Consider the following 23,091-nt stretch of genomic DNA (forward strand, 5'->3'; position numbering starts at 1 on the left):
TCATGCCGCGGGTGCCGGCTTGGCCAATTCAATCCCGGCGGCACCCAGGCGCTTGAGGATCTCGAACAGCAGGTCGCTTTTGGTGGTGCTGACAATTCTCGGGCTGCCGACATAACCGGTGATGGTCAGCGTGATGCCTTCGGGGGTCAGTTTGCTGAACCGGACCACCGGCGCCGGTTTGTCAAGAATGGTCTCGTGTTCGCAATACGTGTCGTACAGCAGGTTTTTCACCTGTTCGGGGTCGATGTCCAGGGGGAAGGTGAGTTCGAGTGTCGCCACCCCCTGGGCACTGCCGCCCAGGGTCACGTTGCGCAGGTTTTGCGAGATCAGCTGCGAATTCGGGACGATGACGATCGAGCGGTCGCTGAGCTGGATTTCGGTGGCCCTCACGTTGATTCGACGGATGTCACCTTCGACCCCGCTGATACTGATCAGGTCGCCTACCTTCACCGGCCGCTCGGTCAGCAGGATCAGGCCGGAGACGAAGTTCTTGACGATCTCCTGCAAACCAAAGCCGATCCCCACCGACAAGGCGCTGACGATCCAGGCCAGATTGGTCCACTGCACGCCCAATGATGACAGCGCGAGCAGGATGACCAGGGCGTAGCCGATATTGGCGAACAGCGTGCTGAGCGAGGCCCGCATGCCCGGGTCCATGTCGGTTTTGGGCAGGAACTCGTTATCCAGCCAGCGGCGGAGTGAGCGAATCAGGTAAATGCCGATCAACAGCGCCAGCACGGCGTTGAGCAGATGGCCCGGGATTATATTCAGTTTGCGCAGGCCGCCGCCTCCGAGTATTGCGAAGATGTTGGTGAGCAGTTGTCCGAGGGTCGTTCCGATGCCTCCGACCAGCAGTGTGACAAGCGCTAACAACAACAGCCCGGCCCGACCGGCCCCCGACAAGATGATTGAAACCTGTTCCAGGCGCCGATCTTCGATGCCCAGCATCTGTTTCAGCGCCTTGCCGCTTGGGCTCTTGGGTGAAAACAGGTATTCGCAGGCGTCCTTGAACAGCTGCATCAGGAGGTAGAAGCCGCAGAGGATCAGAAATCCCCAGACCAGTTCGAAGGTAATGAACCTGGCCAGAGAAATGTAACCACTCAACAGCGATATCAGGGCAATCAACACCGCCAGGCCGGTGAGGGCATAGAGCAGGCCGGCGAAGGTTGTGCCCGCTTCGGGGGCTTCGCCGCTAGCTGCGACTGATCTTCGGACTTTGCCCGTGTGCCACAATAAAACCGCGACTATCGAGGTGACCGTCAGCGCGATGACGCCTCGACCACCGATCACGATCTCACTGCTCATGCCGGCTGCGTTGGCGACCTGGACAATCGTCATCTGCACCAACAGGACAGCAGCCAACAGTCGAGAAAAGGATTTGAGCGACAGCGCCACGGGATCGGCAATCGCGGGCAGCCGCCAGGAGGGGTGTCGCGTGGACAACAAGGCGCGGCTCAGCGCGGTAACGAGCACGCAGGCATAAACGATCTTTTCGAATTCCTGGGAAAAGGTCATCAGCATCGGCGTCAGTGGACTTTCGCGCGTGCAGGCAAAAAACAGCAATTGCAGGGAAATGCCGACGGTCAATACCGTGGCCAGCACCGAGGCCAGTGCGAGTGAGCTTCGACGCAGGCGTCCTTCGGGCATGCGGTGGATGCACAACCACGCCAGCCCTCGTTCGGCGAGCCTGCGGCCCAGGGTCCATAGGACCAGGGCCAGCAACAGCAATGCCACGGTGAAGAGGCGCTGACCGGGTTGCCAGGCGGTCTCGATCACGTCTCGCGCCTGATCGATGAACGAGCCCAAGCGCTGCCGATCGTCCGGCGACGGGTTCAATAGCGGTGACCAGAAACCCGGATTAAGGATGCTGCGGGTGCTCAGGGTCAGTTCGCTTTCCAGCAGGTTGCGCCGAATGCCGGCTATCTGGGTGATGAGGTCAGTGGCACTCTCCTTGAGTGCCGCCAGGGTTTTCAAGGTGGCGTCGACTTTGTTTTTTTGCTCGGTGAGCGCCGCCCTTTGCGCAGCGATATCGGATTGCTCCGTTGCTACATCGTCGAGCGGAACTGGCCCCAACACGCCGAGTTGCGCGCGCAGTTGAGTCTGCAGGGGAAGCAATGAGGCCGACAGGCGATCGACATCGAGGATGAACGCCTGAACCAGATCCTGCGGGCCTTCCAGCTGGTTGTAGTTGTCTACCAGCGAAATTTGCTGTTTGAGAATGTCCAGTCGAAGTTGCAACGCCTGGAGGTCGCTCTGGGAAACGGCAAGGATTGCAGCACCCGGTCTGGGCACTGAAGCGTCTGGCGGGTCCGCTGCCGACAGCATTCCGGGACTCGACCCGAAAAGCGTGAAAGCGACGAAGATCATGGCTTTCAATGCAGGACGCATAGGCGTATTCGACTCTGTTGATAGTCACTCAGCCTATGAGGTTAGGTCATCACACCGATTTTCGAAGGGTTTTGTCGATCGCGCTCAGCCTGCCCCCGCTGAACGGGGGGCAAGCGCAGGCGGGGCGGGCGGTCTGGTCAGACGCGTTCGAACAACACGGCGATGCCCTGGCCGCCGCCAATGCACATGGTCGCCAGGGCATACCGGCCCTGAACACGGTGCAGTTCGTGAATGGCCTTGGTGGCGATAATCGCGCCAGTGGCGCCCACCGGATGCCCCAGGGAGATCCCCGAGCCGTTGGGGTTGACCTTCTCTGGATCGAAGCCCAATTCTTGCGCCACGGCACACGCCTGGGCGGCGAAGGCCTCGTTCGATTCGATGACATCCAGGTCGGCAACGGTCAAGCCTGCGCGTTTGAGCACCAGACGCGTAGCGGGAATCGGGCCCAGTCCCATCAGTTCCGGTTCGACACCGGCATGGGCATACCCGACCAGTCGCGCCATCGGCTTGAGGCCTTGCGCACGGACCATTTCACCGGTGGCCATGATCAGCGCGCCCGCGCCGTCATTGAGGCCAGAGGCGTTGCCGGCAGTAACGCTACCGTCTTTTTTGAAGGCCGGTTTCATCTTGCCCAATTGCTCGGCGTTGACCTCGGCGCGCACGTGTTCGTCAGTGGCAAAGGTCACCGTACCTTTGCGGCTCGCCACTTCGATCGGCACGATCTGCGGGGCAAACCGCCCTTCGGCAATCGCCCGGGCCGCACGCTGCTGACTCAGCAGTGCCAGTTCATCCTGGGCCTGACGGGTGATGCCATAACGCTCAGCGATGTTTTCCGCGGTGATGCCCATGTGGAAACCGGCAAAGGGGTCTTGCAGCACGCCGAGCATGTAATCGATGGCCTGCATGTCGCCCATGCGTGCGCCCCAGCGGGCCTGCGGCAGCAGATAAGCGCCGCGGCTCATGGACTCGACGCCACCGGCCAGCGCGGCCCCGGCATCCCCCAGCATCAGACTTTGCGCAGCACTGACAATCGCCTGTAAACCGGAGCCGCAGAGACGGTTGACGTTGAAGGCCGGCGTTTCCTTGGGCAGGCCGGCATTCATTGCCACGGCTCGGGAAATGTAGGCATCACGGGCTTCGGTCGGGATCACATGCCCCATGACGGCGTGACCGATGTGCTCCGGCGCCAGGCCCGAACGCTCAATGGCGGCGCGGCAAACGTCGGTGGCCAGCTGGATGGGGGACACATCCTTGAGGGAGCCGCCAAAGCTGCCGATAGCCGAGCGCACGGCGCTGATAACAAAAATATCGGATGGGTTCATGGTGGTTCTCCTGGATCAGCACCGGATTTTATTTAGTTTGGATGCTTTTATAGGAGGGCGAGTCTAGATTCGGCTAAGTGTTGCGCCTATGCCGAAACTGCTCAAAGGCGCTGGTGTTTTTTGCCATTTTACTTGAGGTGCTCGCGGTCCCTGTAGGAGCTGGCTTGCCAGCGAAAGCGGTCTGTCAGCCAACACCTCTGCTGAATGTGCCGCCATCTTCGCCAGCAAGCCGGCTCCTACACGGGATCTGCGTCGTTCACCGAATTAGCGTTACCATCTGGCGTCTTTGTCAATGATCACTAATGCACCACACACCCTGGGCCTGGTAATCCAGCACATGCTCGCGCCCCTGGTGTTTGTAATCTCCATGGCTTCAACCCTCTACGATGGAATCGAGTGGAGGCCATTCACACTGCTTAAGGAGGTGCATCATGTCCCAGCCAATCAGGTCCGGCCTGGCCAGCTTGACGAACTCGGTTCTTCAATCGCTGGGCGCCGGTGATAACGCGGCAAGCATCGTCTTGCCACGCTGCAAGCAGGTGGTGTTGTGTCTGGTTGACGGGCTGGGCGCTCAACTTCTGGACCGTTATGCCCACAGGGCGCCGTACCTGAACTCACTGATCAACAGAGGGCAGGGGCAAGTGCTGCGTTCGGGCTTTCCGTCGACGACGGCTGCCAGCCTGGCTTCGCTGGCAACCGCAGAAGACAGCGGTAGTCATGGCATAGTCGGTGCGGCTTTCAATGTCGAGGGGTGGCAGTTCAACCCTCTGTCCTGGCAGCTCTTCGACCCGCGCACCGGTCGACTTGACGCAGCCGCCGCCTGTGCCGAACAGATCGTGGTCAGCCAGTCGGCCTGGGTGAAGGCGGCCGCCGGTGGCTTGTTGATCAATGCGTTTCTGCCTGCCGCCATTGCCGGTTCGGCCTATACCCGGACCGTGTTCAACGGGGCCAACGTCATTGCGTTCACTGATCCCGACGATCTGATTGCAAACGTTCGGTCGGCGTCAGCGTGCAATGATCGACAGCTCTCGTACGTTTATTTCGGTGAGCTCGACCTGTGCGGACATTTGCATGGACCAGGATCCGAGAAGTGGCAGGACACGCTCGAAGACATCGATCAACGAATCCGCAGTCTGCGAGTTCAAATTGAGCAGGATGCGGTGCTGATAGTGACCGCTGACCATGGTATGACCACGATCGAAGATGCCAGGACCTTTGATTTTGACTTGATGCCGGACTTGCAACGGGGAGTAGCCAGTCTCTGTGGTGATATTCGGGCACGGCATGTCTATCTCCAAGACCCCACCGATGCCGATGTAGTGAGGCGCTGGCGCGAAATTCTCGCAGGTCACTTCGAAGTGCTCACGCGAGAACAGGCGTTGGTCCTTGGCCTGTTCGGGAAGAACGTGACGGATGCCGCGTGCAGGCGCATTGGCGATCTTCTGCTGGTCGCCGGGGACAATGCCGGCTTGGTTCGCTCTGTGCGGGAACCCTTCCAGACCTCGTGGACAGGTCATCATGGAGCACTGTCGGATGAAGAGCAGCTTGTACCTTTGATTGTCGCAACCGGGGGATGAAGCGCCGAAAAAGCGTTTCCATGGACCGGGATCAATGTCTGATGACCTGAATGCCATACGTCGGAATCGAGGAACGGCTATTCATGAAAAAACTTCCAACGACAGTCACAGCCCGGGAGTTCGACCATGAATGACGATAGCAAGCAGGAAGCCCTGGATGCCTGGTATCAGCTGCTGAAAGAGCCCGAAATCCGCATGGATCCTGAAGAGCAGTATGACGAGTTGCTCAAGGCCGCCGATGAGATGGAACGCAAAGGGCTTATCAACAGCGTTGAATGGCGCGGACTGGTTCGCCAGGCCGGCAGCGCTTTTGCCAATGCGATAGAAGGGTTGGGGCGTGGCACCTAGGGATCAGGCTTTGTGCGACGATTGTTGGTGTCCGGGCTTGCGCCTTCGCCGGCTTGCCGGCGAGGTCATTCGGCCTGCTGGGCGAACCATTGCATGATCAGCGAGCACGCCGGGTGCGAGGCTGCTGAAGGTTGCAGGTTCAGCGCGTAGATTCCGCGGGTTTTCAAGGGAGGGCCGAACGGTATGTCCAGCACGCCCCGTTCGATGGATTCGGCCGCCAGGGTCAAGTCGGTCATGGCCACCCCCAATCCTCGCGCTGCGGCATCGAGCGCCAGCTCGTCGAGGTTGAAGGGGATGTGTCGGTAATCCTCCAGCGACTTGCCGTCATTGGCTGCCAGCCACTGGCCCCAGTCATGCTTGTCCGCCGAACGATGCAGCAGCGCAAAACCCACGAGATCTTCCACCGACTGCAGCGGCCGGGTCGGGCTGGCCAGGCCCGGGGCGCACACCGGCACCAGGGCTTCCTCGAACAGGGTCAGGCAATCCGGATCAGCGGACGGCTCCGGCAGATAGAGGATGTAGGCATCGCTATCGATCGCCGGCTCCACCACTTCAGTCGCCACGGTTTCGATCGACAGCGAAACGTCCGGATGACTTCGATAGAACTCGCTCAACTTCGGCAGTAACCATCGCACCGCCAGCGACACATGCATGCGGATGCGGAAAGGACGTTTCTGCGGTGCAAGCCGGTCCTCAAGTGTTTTCAATTGCGCCAGGACAGTGCGCGCGGTGGCCAGCACCTGTTCGCCCTCCGGCGTCAGTCGGACATGGCGGCTATTCCTCACAAACATCGGTAAGCCGAAATGACTCTCCAGTTGCTGAATTTTGCGGCTCACTGCGCTTTGGGTCAGGCACAGCGTCTGCGCAGCCTGGGTGAAGCTGCCGGTGTCGGCGACTTCGACCAAGGCCTGCAAGGCCTGGAGCGAAGCAACGTGGCGAATTTTATCCATGCGTTTTCTGAATGGCTCAATGATTTTATAACGTTGGTTGTATTGCCGAAGGCCTTATAGATTCTAGCTCTAGCTACCGCCAACTCAAACCACTGATGCGATTGTTGCATGAGGTTGTGCTTTGAACAGAGACGGCTCGCGAAATGACAGTCGAATGAGGTGATGCATGGAAAATAGATGTGGCTGGATCGCGCAAGTTGGAGATTCTCCGGCACGCGCTCGCCTGAGCGGCACGCAAAAGGCTGACTGGCTGATTATTGGTGCCGGCATCACCGGCCTGTGTGCCGCTCATTCGCTGGCAGGCATGCACCCTCAGGCACGCATCGTGGTCGTCGACCGGCAACGGGCGGCGCAGGGGGCTTCGGCGCGCAATTCAGGCTTTGTGGTCGGCCATGAACACCCGACCGATGACGAGTTGATTGGCGGTCGGGGTTTTGCTGATTTTGCCGTGGATACCGAGATTTCCCGGGTCGCCAACGAAGAAGTACGCCAGCGCATTGTTCGGCATGGCATCGAGTGCGATTTCCGTGATTCGGGTTATTACTTCGCCGTCAGCGATCCACGCAAACTGACCCAGGTCGAGGCCAAGCTGCAAACGCTACGTGCCGTCGGCGCCCGCGCGGAGTTTCTGCAAGGTGAAGCACTGAGCAAGAAGCTCGGAACCCGGCATTATCAGGCCGCGATCTGGTGTGGCAATGGCAACGCACTGCTGCAACCGGCGAAGTATGTGAAGGGACTGCTCGATACATTGCCCGACACCGTCACCCTCTACGAAAACACCGACATCAGCGGGCTGGAGCGTCTGGGTAACGGAAGCCTTCGCGCCAACGCTGTCAACGCGAGCATCGAAGCCAAGCAGGTGCTCGTCTGCCTGAATGCGTTCATCCCGCGCGCCGGGATCGCGGACAGCGGCACCTTCGCGATGGAACTCAGTGCCAGCCTCACGCGGCCGCTCAGTGACCAAGAGTTCAGCGCAATGGGCGCTGTCGAACCCTGGGGCGTGCTCTCTACCCGGCCATTGGGGGCCACGGTGCGCCTGACGCCGGACCGTCGGGTAATGATCCGCAACACGGCGGAATACCGTTCCCGGGACTTGTCCAATAGTGAACTCGAACAGCGTCGAAAACACCATGTGCTCGGCTTGCAGCGACGTTTTCCATGGCTGAACGAGCAGGACATCCAATACACCTGGACCGGACACCTGAGCGCCTCACGCTCCGGCCAGCCTTACTTTGCCAAGGTCGAAGAGGGCGTTTTCGCCGTGGCTGGCTGCAACGGGTCGGGCGTCGCGCGCGGCACCCTGTGGGGACGCCTGCTCGCCGAACTGGCATCGGGTGCCAGCTCGCCGATCCTGACATCGGTCATGCACAGGGCTCAGCCGGGCTGGTTGCCGCCGCGGCCCTTGCTCGATATCGGTGCCATGCTGCGCATGCGCGTGGAGGCGGTCAGGGCCCGAACAGAAATCTAGAAAACCCGGCAACCGGCAAACAATAAAAACTCATCAACAACCAGGTGATTGAACATGCGCATCAACGATATTCCGCTGATGGTCGTGCTGACGACGTTGTCGGCAGCCTGCTACGCCGACGAAGTCGTCAACATCTCGAACTGGAACGGCTACATCGCCGACGACACCCTGACCAGCTTTACCAAAGAGACGGGGATCAAAGCCACCTACGACATTCACGACAGCAACGAAGTGCTGGAGTCGAAGTTGATGACCGGCAACACCGGCTACGACGTGGTGAGCCCTTCGAACCATTTTCTGTCCCGGTTGATCAAGGCCGGGGCCATTCAAAAGCTCGATAAAAACCAGTTGCCCAACTGGAAAAACCTTGACCCGGCACTGATGAAAAAACTCGAGGTCAATGATCCGGGCAACCAGTATGGCTATCCCTACATGTGGGGTACCGCGGGTATCGGCTACAACGTCGAGAAGATCAAGGCGATCTTCGGCAACACCGATGTCACCCGCTCCTGGAACCTGTTTTTTGATGAAAACAACATCAAGAAGTTGAGCCAGTGCGGCGTGGCGATTATCGATAACCCCACGCAGGTCCTGCCGATCACCCTCAATTACCTGGGCCTGCCGCCCCATAGTCACGAACCTGCGGACTATAAGAAAGCCGAGCAGGCACTGCTGAAAATCAGACCCTATGTGCAGTATTTCCACGCCTCCAAGTACATCAGCGACCTGGCGAACGGCAACGTCTGCGCGGTGATCGGTTTCAATGGGGACGTGGTGCAGGCGGCGGCCAGCGCCAAGGAAGCCAATAACGGTATCGACATCGCCTATTCGATCCCTGACGAAGGATCGACCCTGTGGTTCGACATGGTGGTGATGCCCAAGAGCGCACCGCACGAAAAGAATGGCTACACCTACATGAATTACCTGCTGACGCCGCAGGTCATAGCCAACATCAGCAACAGCGTCCATTACGCCAACCCCAACCTGGCGGCGGATCAATATGTGGTTCCAGCCGTGAAACAGGACCTGGCGATCTACCCGCCGAGCAGTGTGCTGGACAAGTTGTTTACCGTGGAGGAACTGCCTGCGGCCATCGCCCGGTTGAGTACCCGGTTGTGGACCAAGCTGAAAACCAATACCTGACCGAGCGACCCGGTAAAAAAAGCCCGCCAGAAAAACCAGTGCACGGCGTCGCAGGCAAGTTGGCTCAGGTGTACGCCAACAGTCGTCCGCAGAGAATCACGGTGACCCATAGCGCAATCGAAAACAGCGCCTGGATCCTGGCGATGCCAGGCGCTGCAACGGCGGTGTTCCATCGGTTGACAGAGCGGTATACACCGACGTGGAACAGGGCGGCATTGGCGCCCGCCGTAGCGATCAGGCACAACTTCAGGATAAACACGCCGTTGGAGGCAAAATCATGGGGATGAGCTGAAAACATCATCAGGCCGGCAGGCACGATCAACAGCAGGGCCGCAATCGACCAGGTCAGGAGGTGGCGCGCCAGGGCCGTCACCGCAATATCTTTTGACAGCCCGAGCACCCGTAGATCGAACATCAGGACAGAGCCGACCAGCACCGTGAAACCGATGATGTGAACCACCTCGACCATCGGATACAACCACAGGTCGCCGCGCATGGCCGCCCCGACCGGCGAGTCGTTCAACCAGTCCAGCCAGCTGTCCGGCCCCGTTCCACCGCTGCTGTCGGCGGTCTGCATCATCGCAGCTCGGTGGTCTTGTCGCCGACTGTGATGCGTTCGGCGCGCAATTCGTCAGGCTTGTTGCGATTCTGATAGCCGACCACAGTGGCCTCGTTTCCCACACTCAGCATGTCTCGGGTAAGGCCGCGATTCTCCATGCGCGAGGGCGGTGCGAGGACGACGTTCCAGGTCTTGTCCGCTGTCTTGAGGCGCACGAAACCGTGGGGATGGGAGTAGCCGGATTCTTCTATCGTGCCATTGAGCTCCAGGGGGTTGCTGGAGTCGTATTCACTCCAGCCGTGATGGGCGAACGCAGCCGTTGCTGCCAGTAAGAGTGATAATCCAATGCTGCCGAGCATGCCTTTCATGACAAGTCTCCTGTTGCAGGTCATTGATCAACCGGACTCCCGACGCACTTGGGCCGGGTTCGGCGCAGATGGTTTTCAGAATAGCTCGACATTGTTCCCAGCGGTACGCCGGTGATCCATGTAGGAGCTGGCTTGCCAGCGAAGGCGGCCTCAGCCCTGCAGACGCCTTCGCCGGCAAGCCGGCTCCTACAACAGCCAGCCCGCGCACCCGCAGCCGACAACCACCAGCCAGGGCGGGAGTTTCCAGAACATCAGGGCCACCAGGGCAACCAGCGCCAGACCGAAGTCCCGGGCCTGGAAAATGGCGCTGGTCCAGACTGGCTGATACAGCGCGGCCAGCAGCAGGCCGACCACCGCCGCGTTCACCCCGGCCAGTGCGGCCTGTGTGCGCACATTGCGACGCAACCTTTCCCAGAAAGGCAACGCGCCCAGGACCAATAGAAAGGACGGCGCGAAGATCGCCAGCAGGCAAGTCATGCCGCCGATCCAGCCCGAAGGGGCGAGACTCATCGATGCACCCAGGAACGCGGCGAAGGTGAACAAGGGGCCGGGGACGGCTTGTGCGGCGCCATATCCGGCGAGGAAGGCATCATTGCCGACCCAGCCGCTGGGTACCACCTCGGCTTGCAGCAGCGGCAGGACGACGTGGCCACCCCCGAATACCAGTGATCCGGCCCGGTAAAAGGCATCCACCATCGCCATGGTTTGATTGGGCAGCACCTGGGCCAGGAGGGGTAGGCCCACCAGCAATGCCAGGAACAGCGCCAGCCAGATCGCCCCGGTCCGGCGTCTGATCGTGATCGGGAGTGGATCGTGACCGGCACTCTGTCCCGGCTTGAACAGCAGGAGGCCAGCCACGGCCGCGGCGGCAATCACGCTGACCTGGCCCCAGGCGGACGGTACGAGCAGGGCGACGCACGCCGCAATCGCCATGAGGGTGACTCGCGGCACGTCCGTGCACAGGTTTCGCGCCATGCCCCATACCGCTTGCGCGACCACTGCCACGGCCACCACCTTGAGGCCATGCAGTGCGCCGGGGGAAATGGCCGTGCCATATCGGGAAATGCCCAGTGCAAACAGGATCAGGGCAATCGCCGAAGGCAGCGTAAAGCCGACCCAGGCCGCCAGCGCGCCGCCGTATCCGGCCCGGGACATACCCAGCGCGATGCCGACCTGACTGCTCGCCGGCCCCGGCAGGAACTGGCACAGGGCTACCAGATCCGCGTAACTGCCTTCGCTCAGCCAGCGCCGTCGTGTGACGAACTCCTCGCGAAAGTAGCCCAGGTGCGCAATCGGGCCGCCGAAAGAGGTCAGCCCGAGGCGCAGGAAGATCAGAAACACCGACCACGCACTGCTGCGGTCATAAGCACGAGCGTTGATCATGTATTCGCCTTCCTGGTGAACGGGTCCGGTTCAATCATCGAACGACGATAGCGAGGTCAGATGACTGTAAAAGGCGCTCCCTTTCGAAGCGACTCACAGTTGTATGTCGTCGTCCCGAGCATGGCCTACGCTTATTCGCAGGCCAAGGTGCGTTGAACAGGGATTGCGCCCTGATCGACGTTCAGCCGGCAACTATAAAAACAATGCAATCGGGAGACAACTCATGTCCGCTTTGTTCCATCGATTCAATCGCTACCTTGCCGCAGGGATTACCGCTGCCGCGCTCGCGACACCGGCCTTTGCGCTGGACACCGTCAAGTTCATGGCCCCGGGCTCCGTGGGTGGCGGTTATGACCAGACCGCACGGGTGCTGGGCAAAGCCTTGGTCGAGGCCAAAGCGGCGAAATCCACCACCTTCGAAAACAAGGGCGGCGCCGGGGGGACCCTGGGGCTGGCGCAATTCGCCAACAGCACCAAAGGCGACCCGAATGCACTGCTGGTCGTCGGTGCGATCATGGTCACTGCCATTGAACAGAACAAGCCGCAAATCAGCTTGAAGGACGTGACTCCGATCGCCCGGCTGTTCACCGAGTACAACGTGCTCGCCGTACGCAAGGAATCCGAATTCAAGACCCTGGAGGACTTGCTCAAAGCCTTTAAAGACAAGCCGACCAGTATCGCCTGGGGCGGTGGTTCCAAGGGATCGATCGATCACATCGGGATTGCCGAACTGGCGGGAAAAATGGGGGTGCCGGTCAACAAGGTCAATTACGTCGCCTTCGCCGGTGGCGGTGAAGTCGTTGCCCAGGCCTTGGGTGGCCAGATCAAGGTGATCACCGGTGGTTATGCCGAACTTGGCCAGTACATCAGGAACGGCCAGTTCCGTGTGCTGGCCATCGGCGCGCCCGAGCGTGTGGCCGGCATCGATGCGCCGACGCTCAAGGAGAGTGGTTACGACATGACGATCGGCAACTGGCGGGGCGTTTACGGCGCCGCAGGCCTCACGCCGGAGCAACGTAAAGAAGTGACCGACGCGGTCGTGGCCGCTACTAAAAGCAACGTCTGGAAAGAAAATATCGACACCAACAAGTGGTCACCCAACGTCCTGACCGGCGATGAGTTTGGCAAATTCGTCGACGACGAGCACGTGCGGCTGCGTGCGATGCTGGTCGAGGTCGGGCTGGTTGCGAAATGACTCAGCCTCGCACGATTGTGCCCACGCAACTGGCGATTGGCATCGGCGTGATTGCCATCAGCGCAGTGCTGGCGTTCGGCGCGTATCGGTTTCCGCCGGAGATGGGGTTCGTCATCCTCGGCGCGCACGTCTATCCCTACGCCGTGGCGGTATTCCTCGGCGCCGTGGGCCTGTTTCTGAGCTATCAGGCAATCACGGGTGGCTTTCGCGAACTGGCCGACGACACCGACGGGACGGCTGGCGTCGTACCCGGCGGAAAAGCCGGTGCGGCCTGGGTGACGGCGGGCCTTCTGGGGGTGGCCTTGCTCATCAACTTCATCGGGTTCGTGTTGGCGGCCGCGTTGTTGTTTGCCTGCTCGGCACGAGGGTTCGGCAGCCGCCGTCCGGTGCGTGATCTCGCCATCGGCATGGCCCTGACCCTGCCGATTTACTGGCTGTTCAACGCCGGGCTGGGGGTTTCCCTTCCGCCCCTGGTCAACGCCTGGATCTGAACCGGGCCGAAGGAGATCGATACGGTGGACATTCTCGCAAGCCTGGCGATGGGGTTTTCCTCGGCACTGACGCCGATCAATCTGATGTGGGGGTTTATCGGCTGTCTGTTGGGCACGGCGATTGGTGTCTTGCCGGGGATCGGACCGGCGCTGACGGTGGCCCTGCTGTTGCCGATCACCGCCAAGGTCGATCCCACCGGGGCCCTGATCATGTTCGCTGGTATCTATTACGGCGCTCAGTTCGGCGGTTCGACCACGTCCATCCTGCTCAATACTCCGGGTGAATCGTCGTCCATGGTCACGGCCCTGGAAGGCAATCTCATGGCCCGCAACGGTCGGGCGGGACCGGCTTTGGCAACGGCGGCGATCGGCTCATTCGTGGCTGGCACCATCGCGACCATACTGCTGACCCTGTTTGCTCCCCTTGTGGCCAAACTCGCGCTCAAGTTCGGTCCTGCGGAGTATTTCGCGATTCTGGTGCTGTCCTTCACCACCGTGTCTGCGGTACTCGGGGCTTCGATGCTGCGAGGCTTCGCCTCATTGGGGATCGGCCTGACCGTGGGCTTGATCGGCCTGGACTCGACTTCGGGTATAGCCCGATACACCTTGGGGGTCCCCGAGCTGGTGGATGGCATCGAGGTGGTGCTTGTGGCGGTCGGGTTGTTTGCGGTGGGGGAGGCCTTGTACAGCCTGCTCTATCAAAAAGAGGAAGCAGCCGGCCGGCACCGCTTGACCTCGTTGTGGATGACCCGCTCCGACTGGAAGCGCTCGGTGCCCGCCTGGCTGCGGGGAACGCTGATCGGTTTTCCCTTCGGCTCGATCCCGGCCGGTGGCGCTGAAATTCCGACCTTCCTGTCCTATTCGACCGAACGCAAACTCAGCAAATACCCCAAAGAATTCGCCGCCAGCAAGGGCGAGGGCGCCATCGAAGGCGTCGCCGGCCCCGAAGCCGCCAACAACGCGAGCGCGACCGGTTCTCTGGTGCCGCTGCTGACACTCGGCATTCCCACCTCGGCTACCGCGGCGATTCTGTTGGCCGCGTTCCAGAACTACAACCTGCAACCGGGACCGATGCTCTTCGAGACCTCGGGGGACTTGGTCTGGACCCTGGTGGCCTCGCTGTACATCGGCAACGTCATACTCCTGGTGTTGAACCTGCCACTGGTCGGCCTCTGGGTGAAGCTGCTGCAGATCCCCCGGCCGTACCTGAACGCGGGCATTCTGGTGTTCGCCACCATCGGCGTGTACGGCATGCGCCACTCTTCCTTCGATCTGTTGCTGATGCTGGCGATCGGTTGGGGCGGGGTCCTGATGCGGCGCTTCGACTTCCCCGTCGCCCCCGTGATCGTCGGCATGCTGCTGGGGCCGATGGCTGAAAAGCAACTGCGTAACGCCTTGTCCATCAGCGAGGGGGACTGGACGGTGTTTCTGACCCAACCGATATCGGCGGCGTTCCTGGCGCTGACGTTACTGGTGCTGCTGGTGCCTCATCTGCTGCATGCGCGGGGTATCAAGTTGCATGAGGATGATTGAGACACTGGGGGCTCAGTCAGGCCTTGACCCAGCGTTGACGGCTCCAGCTGCTCAAGGTGTCGACGGCGAACACCAGGATCAGCATGGCCAGAATCACCGTGCTGGCTTGAGCTTCCTGGAACAGGCTGAGGCTGACATAGAGCATTTGCCCCAAGCCCCCTGCGCCGACGAAGCCGAGCACGCTGGCCATGCGGATATTGTTTTCCCAGCGGTACAGGATGTAGGCCAGCAGCTGTGGCAACAGGTTGGGCAGGGTGCCGTAACAGAACGCCCAAACGGCATTGCCACCCTGCAGGCGGATGGCGTCGGCGGGTTCGGGCGGGGTATTTTCCAGCGCTTCGGCGAACAGTCGGCCGAGCACGCCAGTGGTGTGCAGGGCTAATGCCAGGGTGCCGGCATTGGGCCCGAGGCCGGCGGCAAGCACCATCAGCGCGGCCCACACCAGTTCCGGCACCGCGCGCAAGGCGTTGAGCACCAGGCGCGACGCGCTCTGCAAGGGCCAGCCGAAGCGCCCGGCGGCGGGCAATGCCAACAGCAGACCGACTACCGCCGCGAGCAGGGTGCCCAGGGCGGACATGGCAATGGTTTCCAGGGCGCCGTGGCCGATGGCTTGCAGATGGCCCGCGCTCAGGTCCGGGCTGAGAAAACGCTGGGCATAAGCGCCCATCCGGTTCAGGTTGCCGCTGCCGCCGAGCTCGCCGAGGTCGATGCCCAGGTAGATGAATGAAGCAACGACCGCTGCACCGATGCACAGCAGCAGGACCAGGTTCAACAGGCGATTCATGCCAGCCTCCAGCGCAGCAGGCGGCTGAGTTGATCGGCGAGCAACACCAGCACGAGGAACGTCAGCAACAGACTGGCCACCTCACCGCCAGCGAACATGCGCAACGACAGGTCCATTTGCTGGCCCAGGCCGCCGGCCCCGACGAAGCCCATCACCACCGAAGCGCGGATGGCGCATTCCCAGCGGTACACCGTGTACGACAGCAGCTCCGCGGCGACATTGGGCAGGATCCCGTAGCAAAAGGCCGCAAGCCGACCGCTGCCGGACTGCAGCAGCGCGTGGGCCGGGCGCTGGTCGACCGACTCGAAAATCTCCGCGTAGACCTTGCCCAACATGCCGCTGTAGGTAATGGCAATGGCCAGCACCCCGGCGGTCGGACCGAGGCCGACGGCGCGCACGAACAGCAGGGCCCAGACGATTTCCGGCACGCTGCGCAGGAAGATCAGCAAGCCGCGAACCGGCCAGCGCAGCAGTCGGCCCCAAAAGCCCGGGTGACCGGCACGGGAGGCAGCAGACAGCGACAGGGCGCGACTGGCCAGCAGGCTGGCGGGGATTGCCAACAGCAACGCCAAAGCCATGCCGGCCGTGGCGATGGCCAGGGTCTGCAGGGTGGCTTGCAACAACAGCTCGATGAACGCCTCGTCATCGGCGGGTGGCCAGAAGGCTGACACGAACTTGCCGATCTCGCTCTGGCTGTCACTGGCTACCAGTACGCTCAGGTCCAACTCGCTGAAGAGGATGCCCGGCCACAGCAGGACCAGGGCCAGCAGCGTGAACAGCAAGCGGGGGCGGGTGGCGGGATCTCGGGTATCGCGCGTCAGCATCGGGGAATCTGCACAACCAAGGGTGCCGGAACAACCGGCGACGACTGCAGCTGCTCATTGGCGTAGAGCTTGTCGAGCAGCTCGCGGTCGACGGCGCCGGCGGGCAGGTCGAACAGGATCTGTCCATCACGCAAGCCGATGATCCGCGAAAAGTGCGCCAGGGCCAATTCCACCGCATGCAGGCTGGCGACCAGGGTGACGTTGTGTTCCCGGGCATGGCGGCACAGCACCGACAGCGTGTGCTCGGCCAACACCGGGTCCATGGCCGATACCGGTTCATCGGCCAGCAACACCTCGGGCGCTTGATACAGCACCCGGGCAATGCCCACGCGCTGCAGCTGGCCACCGGACAGTTGCTGGCATTGCGCAAACAACTTGTCGCCAAGGTCCAGCCTGGCCAATGCCGCGCGTGCGCCCGGAATATCCAGCGGATGCAGCAGGTTCAGCAGGCTCTTGCCCAGGCCCCACTGGCCCAGCTTGCCGGCCAGGACCGCGGTGACCACGCGCTGGCGCGGTGGCAGCGGTGGTGCTTGATGGATCAGACCGATGCGCGCGCGCAAACGCTGGCGCTGACGGGCAGACAGCTGCCAGGCGCGCTCGCCGAGTACCTGCAACTCGCCGCTGCCAGGGCGCAGGGCGGTGGCCAGCAGGTTGAGCAGGCTCGACTTGCCCGCCCCGGACGGGCCGATGATGGCGACCTGTTCCCGTGCTGCGATGTGCAGGTCCACGCCCTGCAGCGCCTGGACGCCGTTGGCGTGGGTAAGGCTGACCTGGGTCAGATGCAACGTCATTTGAGCAGATCGGCGGCGCGTGCGGCTTCTTCGATGCCCTTGTAGTTGTCAGGGCTGGTTTCGATGAATCGGCTGGCGGCCTGCAGATCGAGGATTTCCTTGTCTTTGGGCTTCGCCGGATCGAGCGCCAGGAAGGCAGCCTTGATCTTCGCCGCCAGCGCCGGGTCGAGGGTCCCGCGCACCGTCCAGTTGTAGTCGAAGTAGGCCGGGGTGGTGGCAAACACTTTGACCTTGGTGGTGTCGACCTTGCCGGCGGCGACCAGTTTTTCCCAGACGCTGGCGTTCAGGACCCCGGCGTCCACCTTGCCGGCCTGGACCCAGGCGACGGTGGCATCATGGGCACCGGAGTAGCCCACGCGACTGAAATAGGTTTCCGGCTTGATGCCGTCCTTGAGCATGAAATAGCGCGGCATGAGGCTGCCTGAAGTGGAAGACACCGAGCCGAAGGCAAAGGTCTTGCCTTTGAGATCGGCCAGCGACTTGACGGCCGGGTCGGCTGTGATGAATTTGCTGGTGAACTGAGCATCCTGTTCGCGCTGTACCAGCGGTATGGCATTGCCGGTTTTCAGGCGGGCCTGCACGAACGTGAAGCCGCCCAGCCAAGCCATGTCGATCCGGTCGGTAGCGAGCGCCTCGACCACGGCCGGATAGTCGCTCACGGGCACAAACTCGACCTTCATGCCCAATTGCTGTTCCAGATAAGCGCCCAGCGGCTTGAACTTGCGCAACAGTTCGGTGGGCGCTTCATCGGGAATGGCGCTGACTTTCAGGGTGTCGGCGGCTTGCGCCAGCAGGGTGCAAAACGACAGGGTCAAGCCAACGGCCAATGCCAGGGGGCGTTTTAACATGAAAATTCTCCGGTACATTAACGCAAGAATGTCGATGCGCCGGGCACCAACTGATGGCTGCAGGGCGCATTGTGAGGGTAGACGAAACGGTGCGGTATTGACCGCTTTTGGCCCAATGGCAATCTGTCGCCAAGGGTGCAATCGAACGAGGACGGACCGGGCCTGCCCAGTCCGTCCGGCGGGGTCAGCTTTGGCAGAACCGGATCCGGTTACCGAAAGGGTCGTAGACTTCCAGCACTTGGCCCCAGCCCTGCTGCACAATTTCCGGGCGTCCGTAGCCGTAGCGCTTGGCCAGTAATTCATCCCGCAGCCGTTCGATATTGTGCATGGGCACAAACACCGTGGCCCCGGGGCTCGCATCGCCATGATGTTCGGACAGATGCAGTTGCAGCCCGTCTCGGCTGATCCCCAGGTACAGTGGCAGATCGGCTTCGAAGCGGTGCTCGAATTCGACGCTGAAACCCAGGAAATCCAGATAGAACTCCCGCGCCTTGGTTTCGTCGAACATTCGCAATATCGGGATGGGTTTTTCGAAAGTAATCGTTGGCTGCGGGTTTTCCTGGGGCAGCAGCGCTGACGCGGTGTTCCAGTCCTTGTAACCCAGTTGTTGCGCAACCAGTTCAAGCGCGGTGGAGTGAGGCACTGCTTGATCGCGCGTCTGAAGCGAGGCACGTAGCCGCTTGGCCATCTGCTTGGCTTGCTCGATTGAAAACATCGTTGCTCCTGTAGTCGAGGCTTTTTGGAGCTCGCGTTGCCAAATCCCGACCGTCAAGAGATACGACATGATTTGGAAAAACAGATGCTTTCACCTTTCCCTGCGGGAGCGAGCGGCGGGCAGCAGCGGCCCGGGCTGATGATACATAGGCGCTGCCAAGTGCGGAAGGTTTTCCTGGCTGATCGTCTCGTTCATGGGTGTTAAGTCCGTTGTGGCCGGATAGCGAAGGGTTTAGTCAGGCCGTCGCTCAGCCCTTTTAGACCTCGGGCTGTTCAGTCATCTCCTAAGCATCATTAACCTCAAGCCCAGGTCGATGTTCTGGAACACTAAATTAGCAGCTGGCCAGAGTTGTCCAGCCACGGTCATGACATTAAACGACAAGCGTTCGTGGCTTACTGGAATAAAAGTTTAATGTCCTGTCGTTTGCCCAATCTACTTGGGTTCGTTTTTGAGTTCTCGCCTGAATTTAACGTAACCAACAACTGCGGATAATGCCCCGGAGATGGTGGAGATCGTTGGGATTCCGAGTGATTTCGAATTTGTTTCCGAGATTACGCCTAATGTGTTTAGCAGCCATATAATGGAGAATGTCGCAGGTATAAATACTGCCGTTAGTGATAGCGAGAGTACCGCAAGAATTTGCAAAGCGAGAAGATCCCGGGCAGGTGATTTCAAAAGATATAATTCCGTTACTACAATCGAGCCGCCCAATACGAGAAAAATATTTAAAAGCGCCTGCGCAGAGCGATTCACTATAAAATCGGCGTGAGCGTAATTGAATACTGAGACCGGCAGTAAAATAGCGAGCAGAGATATGTAAATGATACAGCGTGAGGAGTAGCTAGAGCGCGGAGACCAAAGTAATGCTGTTACAGAAATCCCAGCAGCAATTATCAGTCCGCTAATGAAGAATAAATAAAAATTTGATCTTTCATCGGGTATCGACCAATTAGGTACGGTGTTGGGCGAAGTGATCATATCTCCTAAACTTGCAATGAAAAAATGCCCTACAAACGCAATTGGGAATCCCACCAATACGAAAATAAGACCGGCGATTGCAGCGAGTAACTTTCGGTTTCGTGGGGTCATATGCAAAAAACGCCTCGTGGGGTAGGGGATTTACTGTCATGTCACTTATACCGTGATAGCGGGTCCTCTCAATCAAGGTGAAAAATCGTTATTTTTCGAGGATTAAAGACATGTCTCGCGACAACAGGTTCTGTAATCGATCGTAGTTGCTCTGATGCTCATCGACTCGCTTACCGGTAAGCTGGCTCTCCCAAGCAGTTGACCAACCGTCGATACCCTTCCTTTTTTCGACAACAGTCGTTGCGATTTGGGCATCCCCTCCGACTCCGCCTGCATACTCAATGAACGCTGAATCCATATATTTCAAATAAGCTGAAAAGGCATCATTCGACCAAATTGCGCGGTGAGAATGCATTTCGCGGTCGACATGGCGCTTGTAGGCAATGATAGTTTCAGGGTTGTCTTCCTTCCAGGAACCAACGTCTTCAACGAAACAGTAAATCCTGTTCAGATCGTCACTAATCTCGTCGTACAGCTCAAGGCGTCGATTTGCTAATCGCTGACTTTGTTGCCAAGAACGAGCCTGGTCAGCAAGAAGTTTTTGCGTGGTGCTTGCCTGATCCGCCAGTTGCGATTGGAAAAAAAATCCAAGTAGTGCGACAACAACTGGTGTCACAAAAAGCTTGGCTATCTCAAGGCTATTCCACGGCGATTTAGATTCATCGGTCATCATATCCTCCAACGGTGCGAAGGAGTTCTAAGGGAAAAGTTTTCTGCGTTCGATTTGGAATATAGGTAAGGGCAATAAACTTTTCTTCAGAAAGCTACTCGCCGGATTCTCTTACGAGCGTAGGCGGTAATTTCCGTTTCGTCGATGATCCGTGTCGCGATTGACCAGCCAGGATGTGAAGCTCCCCTAAGGTTTACAGGACGCCGTCAGGTAGCAGGTTGCTTTTAGAAAGTCGGCCGTACAACCCTGAAATTAGAATCAGATTCCGGATTGGTGAACCGCCCAGTGTTTCATTTCTTCGTCAATGAAATGATTCACCAAGTCGCTGTACATCTTCTCGATTGCATCCGGGCTCAGGCCTTCCGCTTCAGCCCATATGCGACGTGTCGCCAGCATCGCCATGAATCGCTCCGGGGCACGCACCGAGGTCGCCGAAGTCTTGAACTTCGAGGCAGCCAGTACGTAGTGGAAGCGTTTGCCCAACAGTTTGATAACAGCCTGATCGAGGACATCGATTTCCCGCCGGATGTCTTCCATGCCTGCGCACTCGGCAGGTTGCAATTGGTTGATGACTTCCATGTAGGTGAACTCCTTTTGTTGGAATATCGTGGTCCTGCGGATGCGTTCTCGGCGTTGCTGAAAGCTGCAAGCAATATTCGTTGGAATCGCTGGTAATGTCGACAGGATGCTGCGAGCCGGGAACAAAGTGGCTGTCATGTCCTTTTGGCGGCATCTACTGGCTTATTGGCGTTAGTCGGTCATCGGCAGGCAGGTTAAAGTCGTTACAACGTTCCTGGCGCCCCGGATGATGCTAATGACCCGCCCTCGCTTCTTGCCCGACAACTTCACCCTGACCCTGATCGGCGTGGTGATTCTCGCCAGTGTGCTGCCCGCCAGCGGTCAGATCGGGGTCGCCTTCGGCTGGCTGACCAACTTTGCCATCGGCCTGCTGTTTTTCCTGCATGGCGCCAAGCTGTCGCGCGAATCGATCATTGCCGGTGCGGGGCATTGGCGCTTGCATCTGCTGGTGTTCGGCCTGACCTTTGTCCTGTTCCCGCTGCTCGGTCTGGCGCTCAAACCCCTGTTGTCGCCGCTGATCGGCAACGATCTGTACATGGGCATGCTCTACCTCTGTGCACTGCCCGCCACGGTACAGTCGGCGATTGCATTTACCTCGCTGGCCCGTGGCAACATTCCGGCGGCGATTTGCAGTGCGGCGGCGTCCAGCCTGTTCGGGATTTTTCTCACGCCATTGCTGGTGACCTTGCTGTTGGATGTGCACGGCGAGGGCGGTTCGACCCTCGATGCGATTCTGAAAATCAGCGTGCAGCTGTTGCTGCCGTTCATTGCCGGACAGATTGCCCGGCGCTGGATCGGCACCTGGGTGGCGCGCAACAAGCACTGGCTGAAGTTCGTTGATCAGGGCTCGATCCTGCTGGTGGTCTACGGTGCTTTCAGTGCGGCAGTGGTCGAAGGCATCTGGCATCAGATTCCGCTCTGGGCCCTGGCCGGGCTGGTGGTGGTGTGCTGCATTCTGTTGGCGCTGGTGCTGCTGATCGCCACCGTGTCGGGCAAAGCCCTGGGCTTCAATCGGGAAGACCGCATCACCATCCTGTTCTGTGGTTCGAAGAAAAGCCTGGCGACCGGTGTGCCGATGGCCCAGGTGCTGTTCGCCGGCAGCACCCTGGGTGTGTTGATCCTGCCGCTGATGCTGTTCCACCAGATTCAGCTGATGGTGTGTGCGGTGTTGGCGCAACGCTATGCCAATCGCTCGGAAACGGTCGCCGAACTGATGGGCCAGGTCGATCCCTGATCGCCAGGACTTGAGCCACCCACACCATCACCCGCGTTTGGGCAGCTTCCAGTTCGGCCGGATGAAATGGCAGGTGTAGCCGTTGGGATAGTGTTCAAGATAGTCCTGGTGCTCCGGCTCCGCTTCCCAGAACGGGCCGGCGGGCACGATCTCGGTGACCACCTTGTCGGGCCAGAGACCGGAGGCATCGGCGTCGGCCACCGTGTCTTCGGCCATGCGCTTCTGCTCTTCGTCGAGATAGAACAGGGCGGAGCGGTAGCTTGTACCGATATCGTTGCCCTGGCGGTTCCGGGTCGTCGGGTCGTGGATCTGGAAGAAAAACTCGAGGATCTGGCGATAGGTGATCTGGTCCGGATCGAACTCGATCTCGATCGCTTCGGCGTGGGTACCATGGTTGCGATAGGTGGCGTTGTCCACATCGCCGCCGGTGTAGCCCACCCGCGTGGACAATACGCCGGGTTGGCGCCTGATCAGATCCTGCATGCCCCAGAAACAACCGCCGGCCAGAACGGCCTTTTCAGTTCGCGTGCTCATTTTACTGTCCTTGCGCTCAGTGAATTTGCCCGGTGAACGTACCGGCGAAAATGCTCTCGCCGGGCTGCCGAGTATCGGCCCCGGCCCGTGCGAACGTCAATTTCATCCGAGGGCGGCTGGCCATAGTATTTTTGCTTCCAGCCGCCGTTTTTGATGAAGGAAATCGGTCTAAAAATCGAGTTCAACGCTTGGAGCTTCTTTGCTACTCTGAAGTTGTAGGTGAAGACGCAGACTGATGCGCAAAGCGGATAGCGAGGAAACGTGGGGCGCGTTCCGAAGGGTACACGGTTAGAAAGAT

General features: G+C 59.8%; 23 protein-coding genes. 8 read left to right on the forward strand and 15 right to left on the reverse strand.

Annotated features, from left to right (window positions below):
- Both ACA062_RS13290 and ACA062_RS13295 read right to left on the reverse strand, forming a co-directional pair.
- Positions 1 to 2,388: a DUF3772 domain-containing protein gene (locus tag ACA062_RS13290; protein ID WP_497456785.1), complete on the reverse strand. Its 2,388-nt coding sequence runs from the start codon at positions 2,386 to 2,388 to the stop codon at positions 1 to 3.
- Positions 2,389 to 2,525: 137 nt separating this feature from the next.
- A complete protein-coding gene (locus ACA062_RS13295; RefSeq protein WP_497456786.1) occupies positions 2,526 to 3,710 on the reverse strand; it encodes an acetyl-CoA C-acyltransferase family protein in 1,185 nt (394 codons plus the stop codon).
- Between the two features lie 431 nt (positions 3,711 to 4,141).
- On the opposite strand from ACA062_RS13295, the gene ACA062_RS13300 reads away from it, so the two are divergent.
- Complete coding sequence (locus ACA062_RS13300; protein ID WP_497456787.1) at positions 4,142 to 5,287, forward strand: alkaline phosphatase family protein; 1,146 nt, start codon at positions 4,142 to 4,144, stop codon at positions 5,285 to 5,287.
- Between the two features lie 126 nt (positions 5,288 to 5,413).
- A complete protein-coding gene (locus ACA062_RS13305) occupies positions 5,414 to 5,635 on the forward strand; it encodes a hypothetical protein (protein WP_497456788.1) in 222 nt (73 codons plus the stop codon).
- Between the two features lie 65 nt (positions 5,636 to 5,700).
- Here the strand turns inward: ACA062_RS13305 and ACA062_RS13310 are convergent, their stop codons facing one another.
- Complete coding sequence (locus tag ACA062_RS13310) at positions 5,701 to 6,585, reverse strand: LysR substrate-binding domain-containing protein (RefSeq protein WP_497456789.1); 885 nt, start codon at positions 6,583 to 6,585, stop codon at positions 5,701 to 5,703.
- A gap of 166 nt (positions 6,586 to 6,751) precedes the next feature.
- Here ACA062_RS13310 and ACA062_RS13315 point away from each other — a divergent pair, with 166 nt between their 5' ends.
- Positions 6,752 to 8,053 (forward strand): NAD(P)/FAD-dependent oxidoreductase, encoded by a 1,302-nt coding sequence (locus ACA062_RS13315; RefSeq protein ID WP_497456790.1) that lies wholly within the window; start codon positions 6,752 to 6,754, stop codon positions 8,051 to 8,053.
- Between the two features lie 54 nt (positions 8,054 to 8,107).
- Positions 8,108 to 9,196, forward strand: a complete 1,089-nt coding sequence (locus ACA062_RS13320; protein ID WP_497456791.1) for a polyamine ABC transporter substrate-binding protein — start codon at positions 8,108 to 8,110, stop codon at positions 9,194 to 9,196.
- A gap of 64 nt (positions 9,197 to 9,260) precedes the next feature.
- On the opposite strand, the gene ACA062_RS13325 is transcribed toward ACA062_RS13320, so the two are convergent.
- The 3 genes from ACA062_RS13325 to chrA all read right to left on the reverse strand — a co-directional run bounded on the left by ACA062_RS13325 (position 9,261) and on the right by chrA (position 11,506).
- Positions 9,261 to 9,773, reverse strand: coding sequence for a DUF6644 family protein (locus ACA062_RS13325; RefSeq protein WP_497457410.1), 513 nt, complete (start codon positions 9,771 to 9,773; stop codon positions 9,261 to 9,263).
- Positions 9,773 to 10,123, reverse strand: coding sequence for a DUF6152 family protein (locus ACA062_RS13330; protein WP_497456792.1), 351 nt, complete (start codon positions 10,121 to 10,123; stop codon positions 9,773 to 9,775). Before ACA062_RS13330 ends, ACA062_RS13325 begins: the two co-directional genes overlap by 1 nt.
- Positions 10,124 to 10,309: 186 nt before the next feature.
- Positions 10,310 to 11,506 (reverse strand): chromate efflux transporter, encoded by a 1,197-nt coding sequence (gene chrA, locus ACA062_RS13335; protein WP_497456793.1) that lies wholly within the window; start codon positions 11,504 to 11,506, stop codon positions 10,310 to 10,312.
- Positions 11,507 to 11,729: 223 nt separating this feature from the next.
- Between chrA and ACA062_RS13340 the strand changes: the two genes are divergently transcribed.
- The 3 genes from ACA062_RS13340 to ACA062_RS13350 are packed head-to-tail and all read left to right on the forward strand — an operon-like array spanning position 11,730 to position 14,725.
- Complete coding sequence (locus ACA062_RS13340; RefSeq protein ID WP_497456794.1) at positions 11,730 to 12,701, forward strand: tripartite tricarboxylate transporter substrate binding protein; 972 nt, start codon at positions 11,730 to 11,732, stop codon at positions 12,699 to 12,701.
- Positions 12,698 to 13,192, forward strand: coding sequence for a tripartite tricarboxylate transporter TctB family protein (locus tag ACA062_RS13345; protein ID WP_497456795.1), 495 nt, complete (start codon positions 12,698 to 12,700; stop codon positions 13,190 to 13,192). The genes ACA062_RS13340 and ACA062_RS13345 overlap by 4 nt, the downstream gene beginning before the upstream one ends.
- Before the next feature lie 24 nt (positions 13,193 to 13,216).
- Complete coding sequence (locus tag ACA062_RS13350) at positions 13,217 to 14,725, forward strand: tripartite tricarboxylate transporter permease (RefSeq protein ID WP_497456796.1); 1,509 nt, start codon at positions 13,217 to 13,219, stop codon at positions 14,723 to 14,725.
- 16 nt (positions 14,726 to 14,741) lie between these two features.
- On the opposite strand, the gene phnE is transcribed toward ACA062_RS13350, so the two are convergent.
- From phnE to ACA062_RS13390, 8 genes are all read right to left on the reverse strand, one after another.
- Positions 14,742 to 15,509 carry a phosphonate ABC transporter, permease protein PhnE gene (gene phnE, locus ACA062_RS13355; protein ID WP_497456797.1) on the reverse strand — a complete coding sequence of 256 codons (768 nt, stop codon included), beginning with the start codon at positions 15,507 to 15,509 and terminating at the stop codon, positions 14,742 to 14,744.
- Positions 15,506 to 16,333 carry a PhnE/PtxC family ABC transporter permease gene (locus ACA062_RS13360; protein ID WP_497456798.1) on the reverse strand — a complete coding sequence of 276 codons (828 nt, stop codon included), beginning with the start codon at positions 16,331 to 16,333 and terminating at the stop codon, positions 15,506 to 15,508. The genes phnE and ACA062_RS13360 overlap by 4 nt, the downstream gene beginning before the upstream one ends.
- Positions 16,327 to 17,124, reverse strand: coding sequence for a phosphonate ABC transporter ATP-binding protein (locus ACA062_RS13365; RefSeq protein WP_497456799.1), 798 nt, complete (start codon positions 17,122 to 17,124; stop codon positions 16,327 to 16,329). Before ACA062_RS13365 ends, ACA062_RS13360 begins: the two co-directional genes overlap by 7 nt.
- Positions 17,121 to 17,972, reverse strand: a complete 852-nt coding sequence (locus ACA062_RS13370; protein ID WP_497456800.1) for a putative selenate ABC transporter substrate-binding protein — start codon at positions 17,970 to 17,972, stop codon at positions 17,121 to 17,123. Before ACA062_RS13370 ends, ACA062_RS13365 begins: the two co-directional genes overlap by 4 nt.
- A 184-nt stretch (positions 17,973 to 18,156) precedes the next feature.
- Positions 18,157 to 18,687 (reverse strand): glyoxalase superfamily protein, encoded by a 531-nt coding sequence (locus ACA062_RS13375; protein WP_497456801.1) that lies wholly within the window; start codon positions 18,685 to 18,687, stop codon positions 18,157 to 18,159.
- Between the two features lie 432 nt (positions 18,688 to 19,119).
- Entirely contained in the window at positions 19,120 to 19,776 is a 657-nt protein-coding gene (locus ACA062_RS13380) for a hypothetical protein (RefSeq protein ID WP_497456802.1), read from the reverse strand.
- Between the two features lie 88 nt (positions 19,777 to 19,864).
- Positions 19,865 to 20,446: a hypothetical protein gene (locus ACA062_RS13385; RefSeq protein ID WP_497456803.1), complete on the reverse strand. Its 582-nt coding sequence runs from the start codon at positions 20,444 to 20,446 to the stop codon at positions 19,865 to 19,867.
- A gap of 258 nt (positions 20,447 to 20,704) precedes the next feature.
- Positions 20,705 to 21,025, reverse strand: a complete 321-nt coding sequence (locus ACA062_RS13390) for an isochorismate lyase (RefSeq protein ID WP_497456804.1) — start codon at positions 21,023 to 21,025, stop codon at positions 20,705 to 20,707.
- Between the two features lie 235 nt (positions 21,026 to 21,260).
- On the opposite strand from ACA062_RS13390, the gene ACA062_RS13395 reads away from it, so the two are divergent.
- Positions 21,261 to 22,259 (forward strand): bile acid:sodium symporter family protein, encoded by a 999-nt coding sequence (locus ACA062_RS13395; protein WP_497456805.1) that lies wholly within the window; start codon positions 21,261 to 21,263, stop codon positions 22,257 to 22,259.
- A 27-nt stretch (positions 22,260 to 22,286) separates the two neighbouring features.
- Here ACA062_RS13395 and msrA read toward each other — a convergent pair whose 3' ends face one another.
- Positions 22,287 to 22,793, reverse strand: a complete 507-nt coding sequence (msrA, locus tag ACA062_RS13400; RefSeq protein WP_497456806.1) for a peptide-methionine (S)-S-oxide reductase MsrA — start codon at positions 22,791 to 22,793, stop codon at positions 22,287 to 22,289.
- Positions 22,794 to 23,091 lie beyond the last annotated feature (298 nt).

The sequence above is a fragment of the Pseudomonas sp. LBUM1679 genome, from assembly GCF_059695565.1.

Excerpts from the sequence above, each read along its gene's own strand:
- ACA062_RS13290 (WP_497456785.1), bottom strand. The coding sequence starts at position 2,388 with ATGCGTCCTGCATTGAAAGCCATGATCTTCGTCGCTTTCACGCTTTTC.
- ACA062_RS13295 (WP_497456786.1), bottom strand. The coding sequence starts at position 3,710 with ATGAACCCATCCGATATTTTTGTTATCAGCGCCGTGCGCTCGGCTATC.
- ACA062_RS13300 (WP_497456787.1), top strand. The coding sequence starts at position 4,142 with ATGTCCCAGCCAATCAGGTCCGGCCTGGCCAGCTTGACGAACTCGGTT.
- ACA062_RS13305 (WP_497456788.1), top strand. The coding sequence starts at position 5,414 with ATGAATGACGATAGCAAGCAGGAAGCCCTGGATGCCTGGTATCAGCTG.
- ACA062_RS13310 (WP_497456789.1), bottom strand. The coding sequence starts at position 6,585 with ATGGATAAAATTCGCCACGTTGCTTCGCTCCAGGCCTTGCAGGCCTTG.
- ACA062_RS13315 (WP_497456790.1), top strand. The coding sequence starts at position 6,752 with ATGGAAAATAGATGTGGCTGGATCGCGCAAGTTGGAGATTCTCCGGCA.
- ACA062_RS13320 (WP_497456791.1), top strand. The coding sequence starts at position 8,108 with ATGCGCATCAACGATATTCCGCTGATGGTCGTGCTGACGACGTTGTCG.
- ACA062_RS13325 (WP_497457410.1), bottom strand. The coding sequence starts at position 9,773 with ATGCAGACCGCCGACAGCAGCGGTGGAACGGGGCCGGACAGCTGGCTG.
- ACA062_RS13330 (WP_497456792.1), bottom strand. The coding sequence starts at position 10,123 with ATGAAAGGCATGCTCGGCAGCATTGGATTATCACTCTTACTGGCAGCA.
- chrA (WP_497456793.1), bottom strand. The coding sequence starts at position 11,506 with ATGATCAACGCTCGTGCTTATGACCGCAGCAGTGCGTGGTCGGTGTTT.
- ACA062_RS13340 (WP_497456794.1), top strand. The coding sequence starts at position 11,730 with ATGTCCGCTTTGTTCCATCGATTCAATCGCTACCTTGCCGCAGGGATT.
- ACA062_RS13345 (WP_497456795.1), top strand. The coding sequence starts at position 12,698 with ATGACTCAGCCTCGCACGATTGTGCCCACGCAACTGGCGATTGGCATC.
- phnE (WP_497456797.1), bottom strand. The coding sequence starts at position 15,509 with ATGAATCGCCTGTTGAACCTGGTCCTGCTGCTGTGCATCGGTGCAGCG.
- ACA062_RS13360 (WP_497456798.1), bottom strand. The coding sequence starts at position 16,333 with ATGCTGACGCGCGATACCCGAGATCCCGCCACCCGCCCCCGCTTGCTG.
- ACA062_RS13365 (WP_497456799.1), bottom strand. The coding sequence starts at position 17,124 with ATGACGTTGCATCTGACCCAGGTCAGCCTTACCCACGCCAACGGCGTC.
- ACA062_RS13370 (WP_497456800.1), bottom strand. The coding sequence starts at position 17,972 with ATGTTAAAACGCCCCCTGGCATTGGCCGTTGGCTTGACCCTGTCGTTT.
- ACA062_RS13375 (WP_497456801.1), bottom strand. The coding sequence starts at position 18,687 with ATGTTTTCAATCGAGCAAGCCAAGCAGATGGCCAAGCGGCTACGTGCC.
- ACA062_RS13380 (WP_497456802.1), bottom strand. The coding sequence starts at position 19,776 with ATGACCCCACGAAACCGAAAGTTACTCGCTGCAATCGCCGGTCTTATT.
- ACA062_RS13385 (WP_497456803.1), bottom strand. The coding sequence starts at position 20,446 with ATGACCGATGAATCTAAATCGCCGTGGAATAGCCTTGAGATAGCCAAG.
- ACA062_RS13390 (WP_497456804.1), bottom strand. The coding sequence starts at position 21,025 with ATGGAAGTCATCAACCAATTGCAACCTGCCGAGTGCGCAGGCATGGAA.
- ACA062_RS13395 (WP_497456805.1), top strand. The coding sequence starts at position 21,261 with ATGACCCGCCCTCGCTTCTTGCCCGACAACTTCACCCTGACCCTGATC.
- msrA (WP_497456806.1), bottom strand. The coding sequence starts at position 22,793 with ATGAGCACGCGAACTGAAAAGGCCGTTCTGGCCGGCGGTTGTTTCTGG.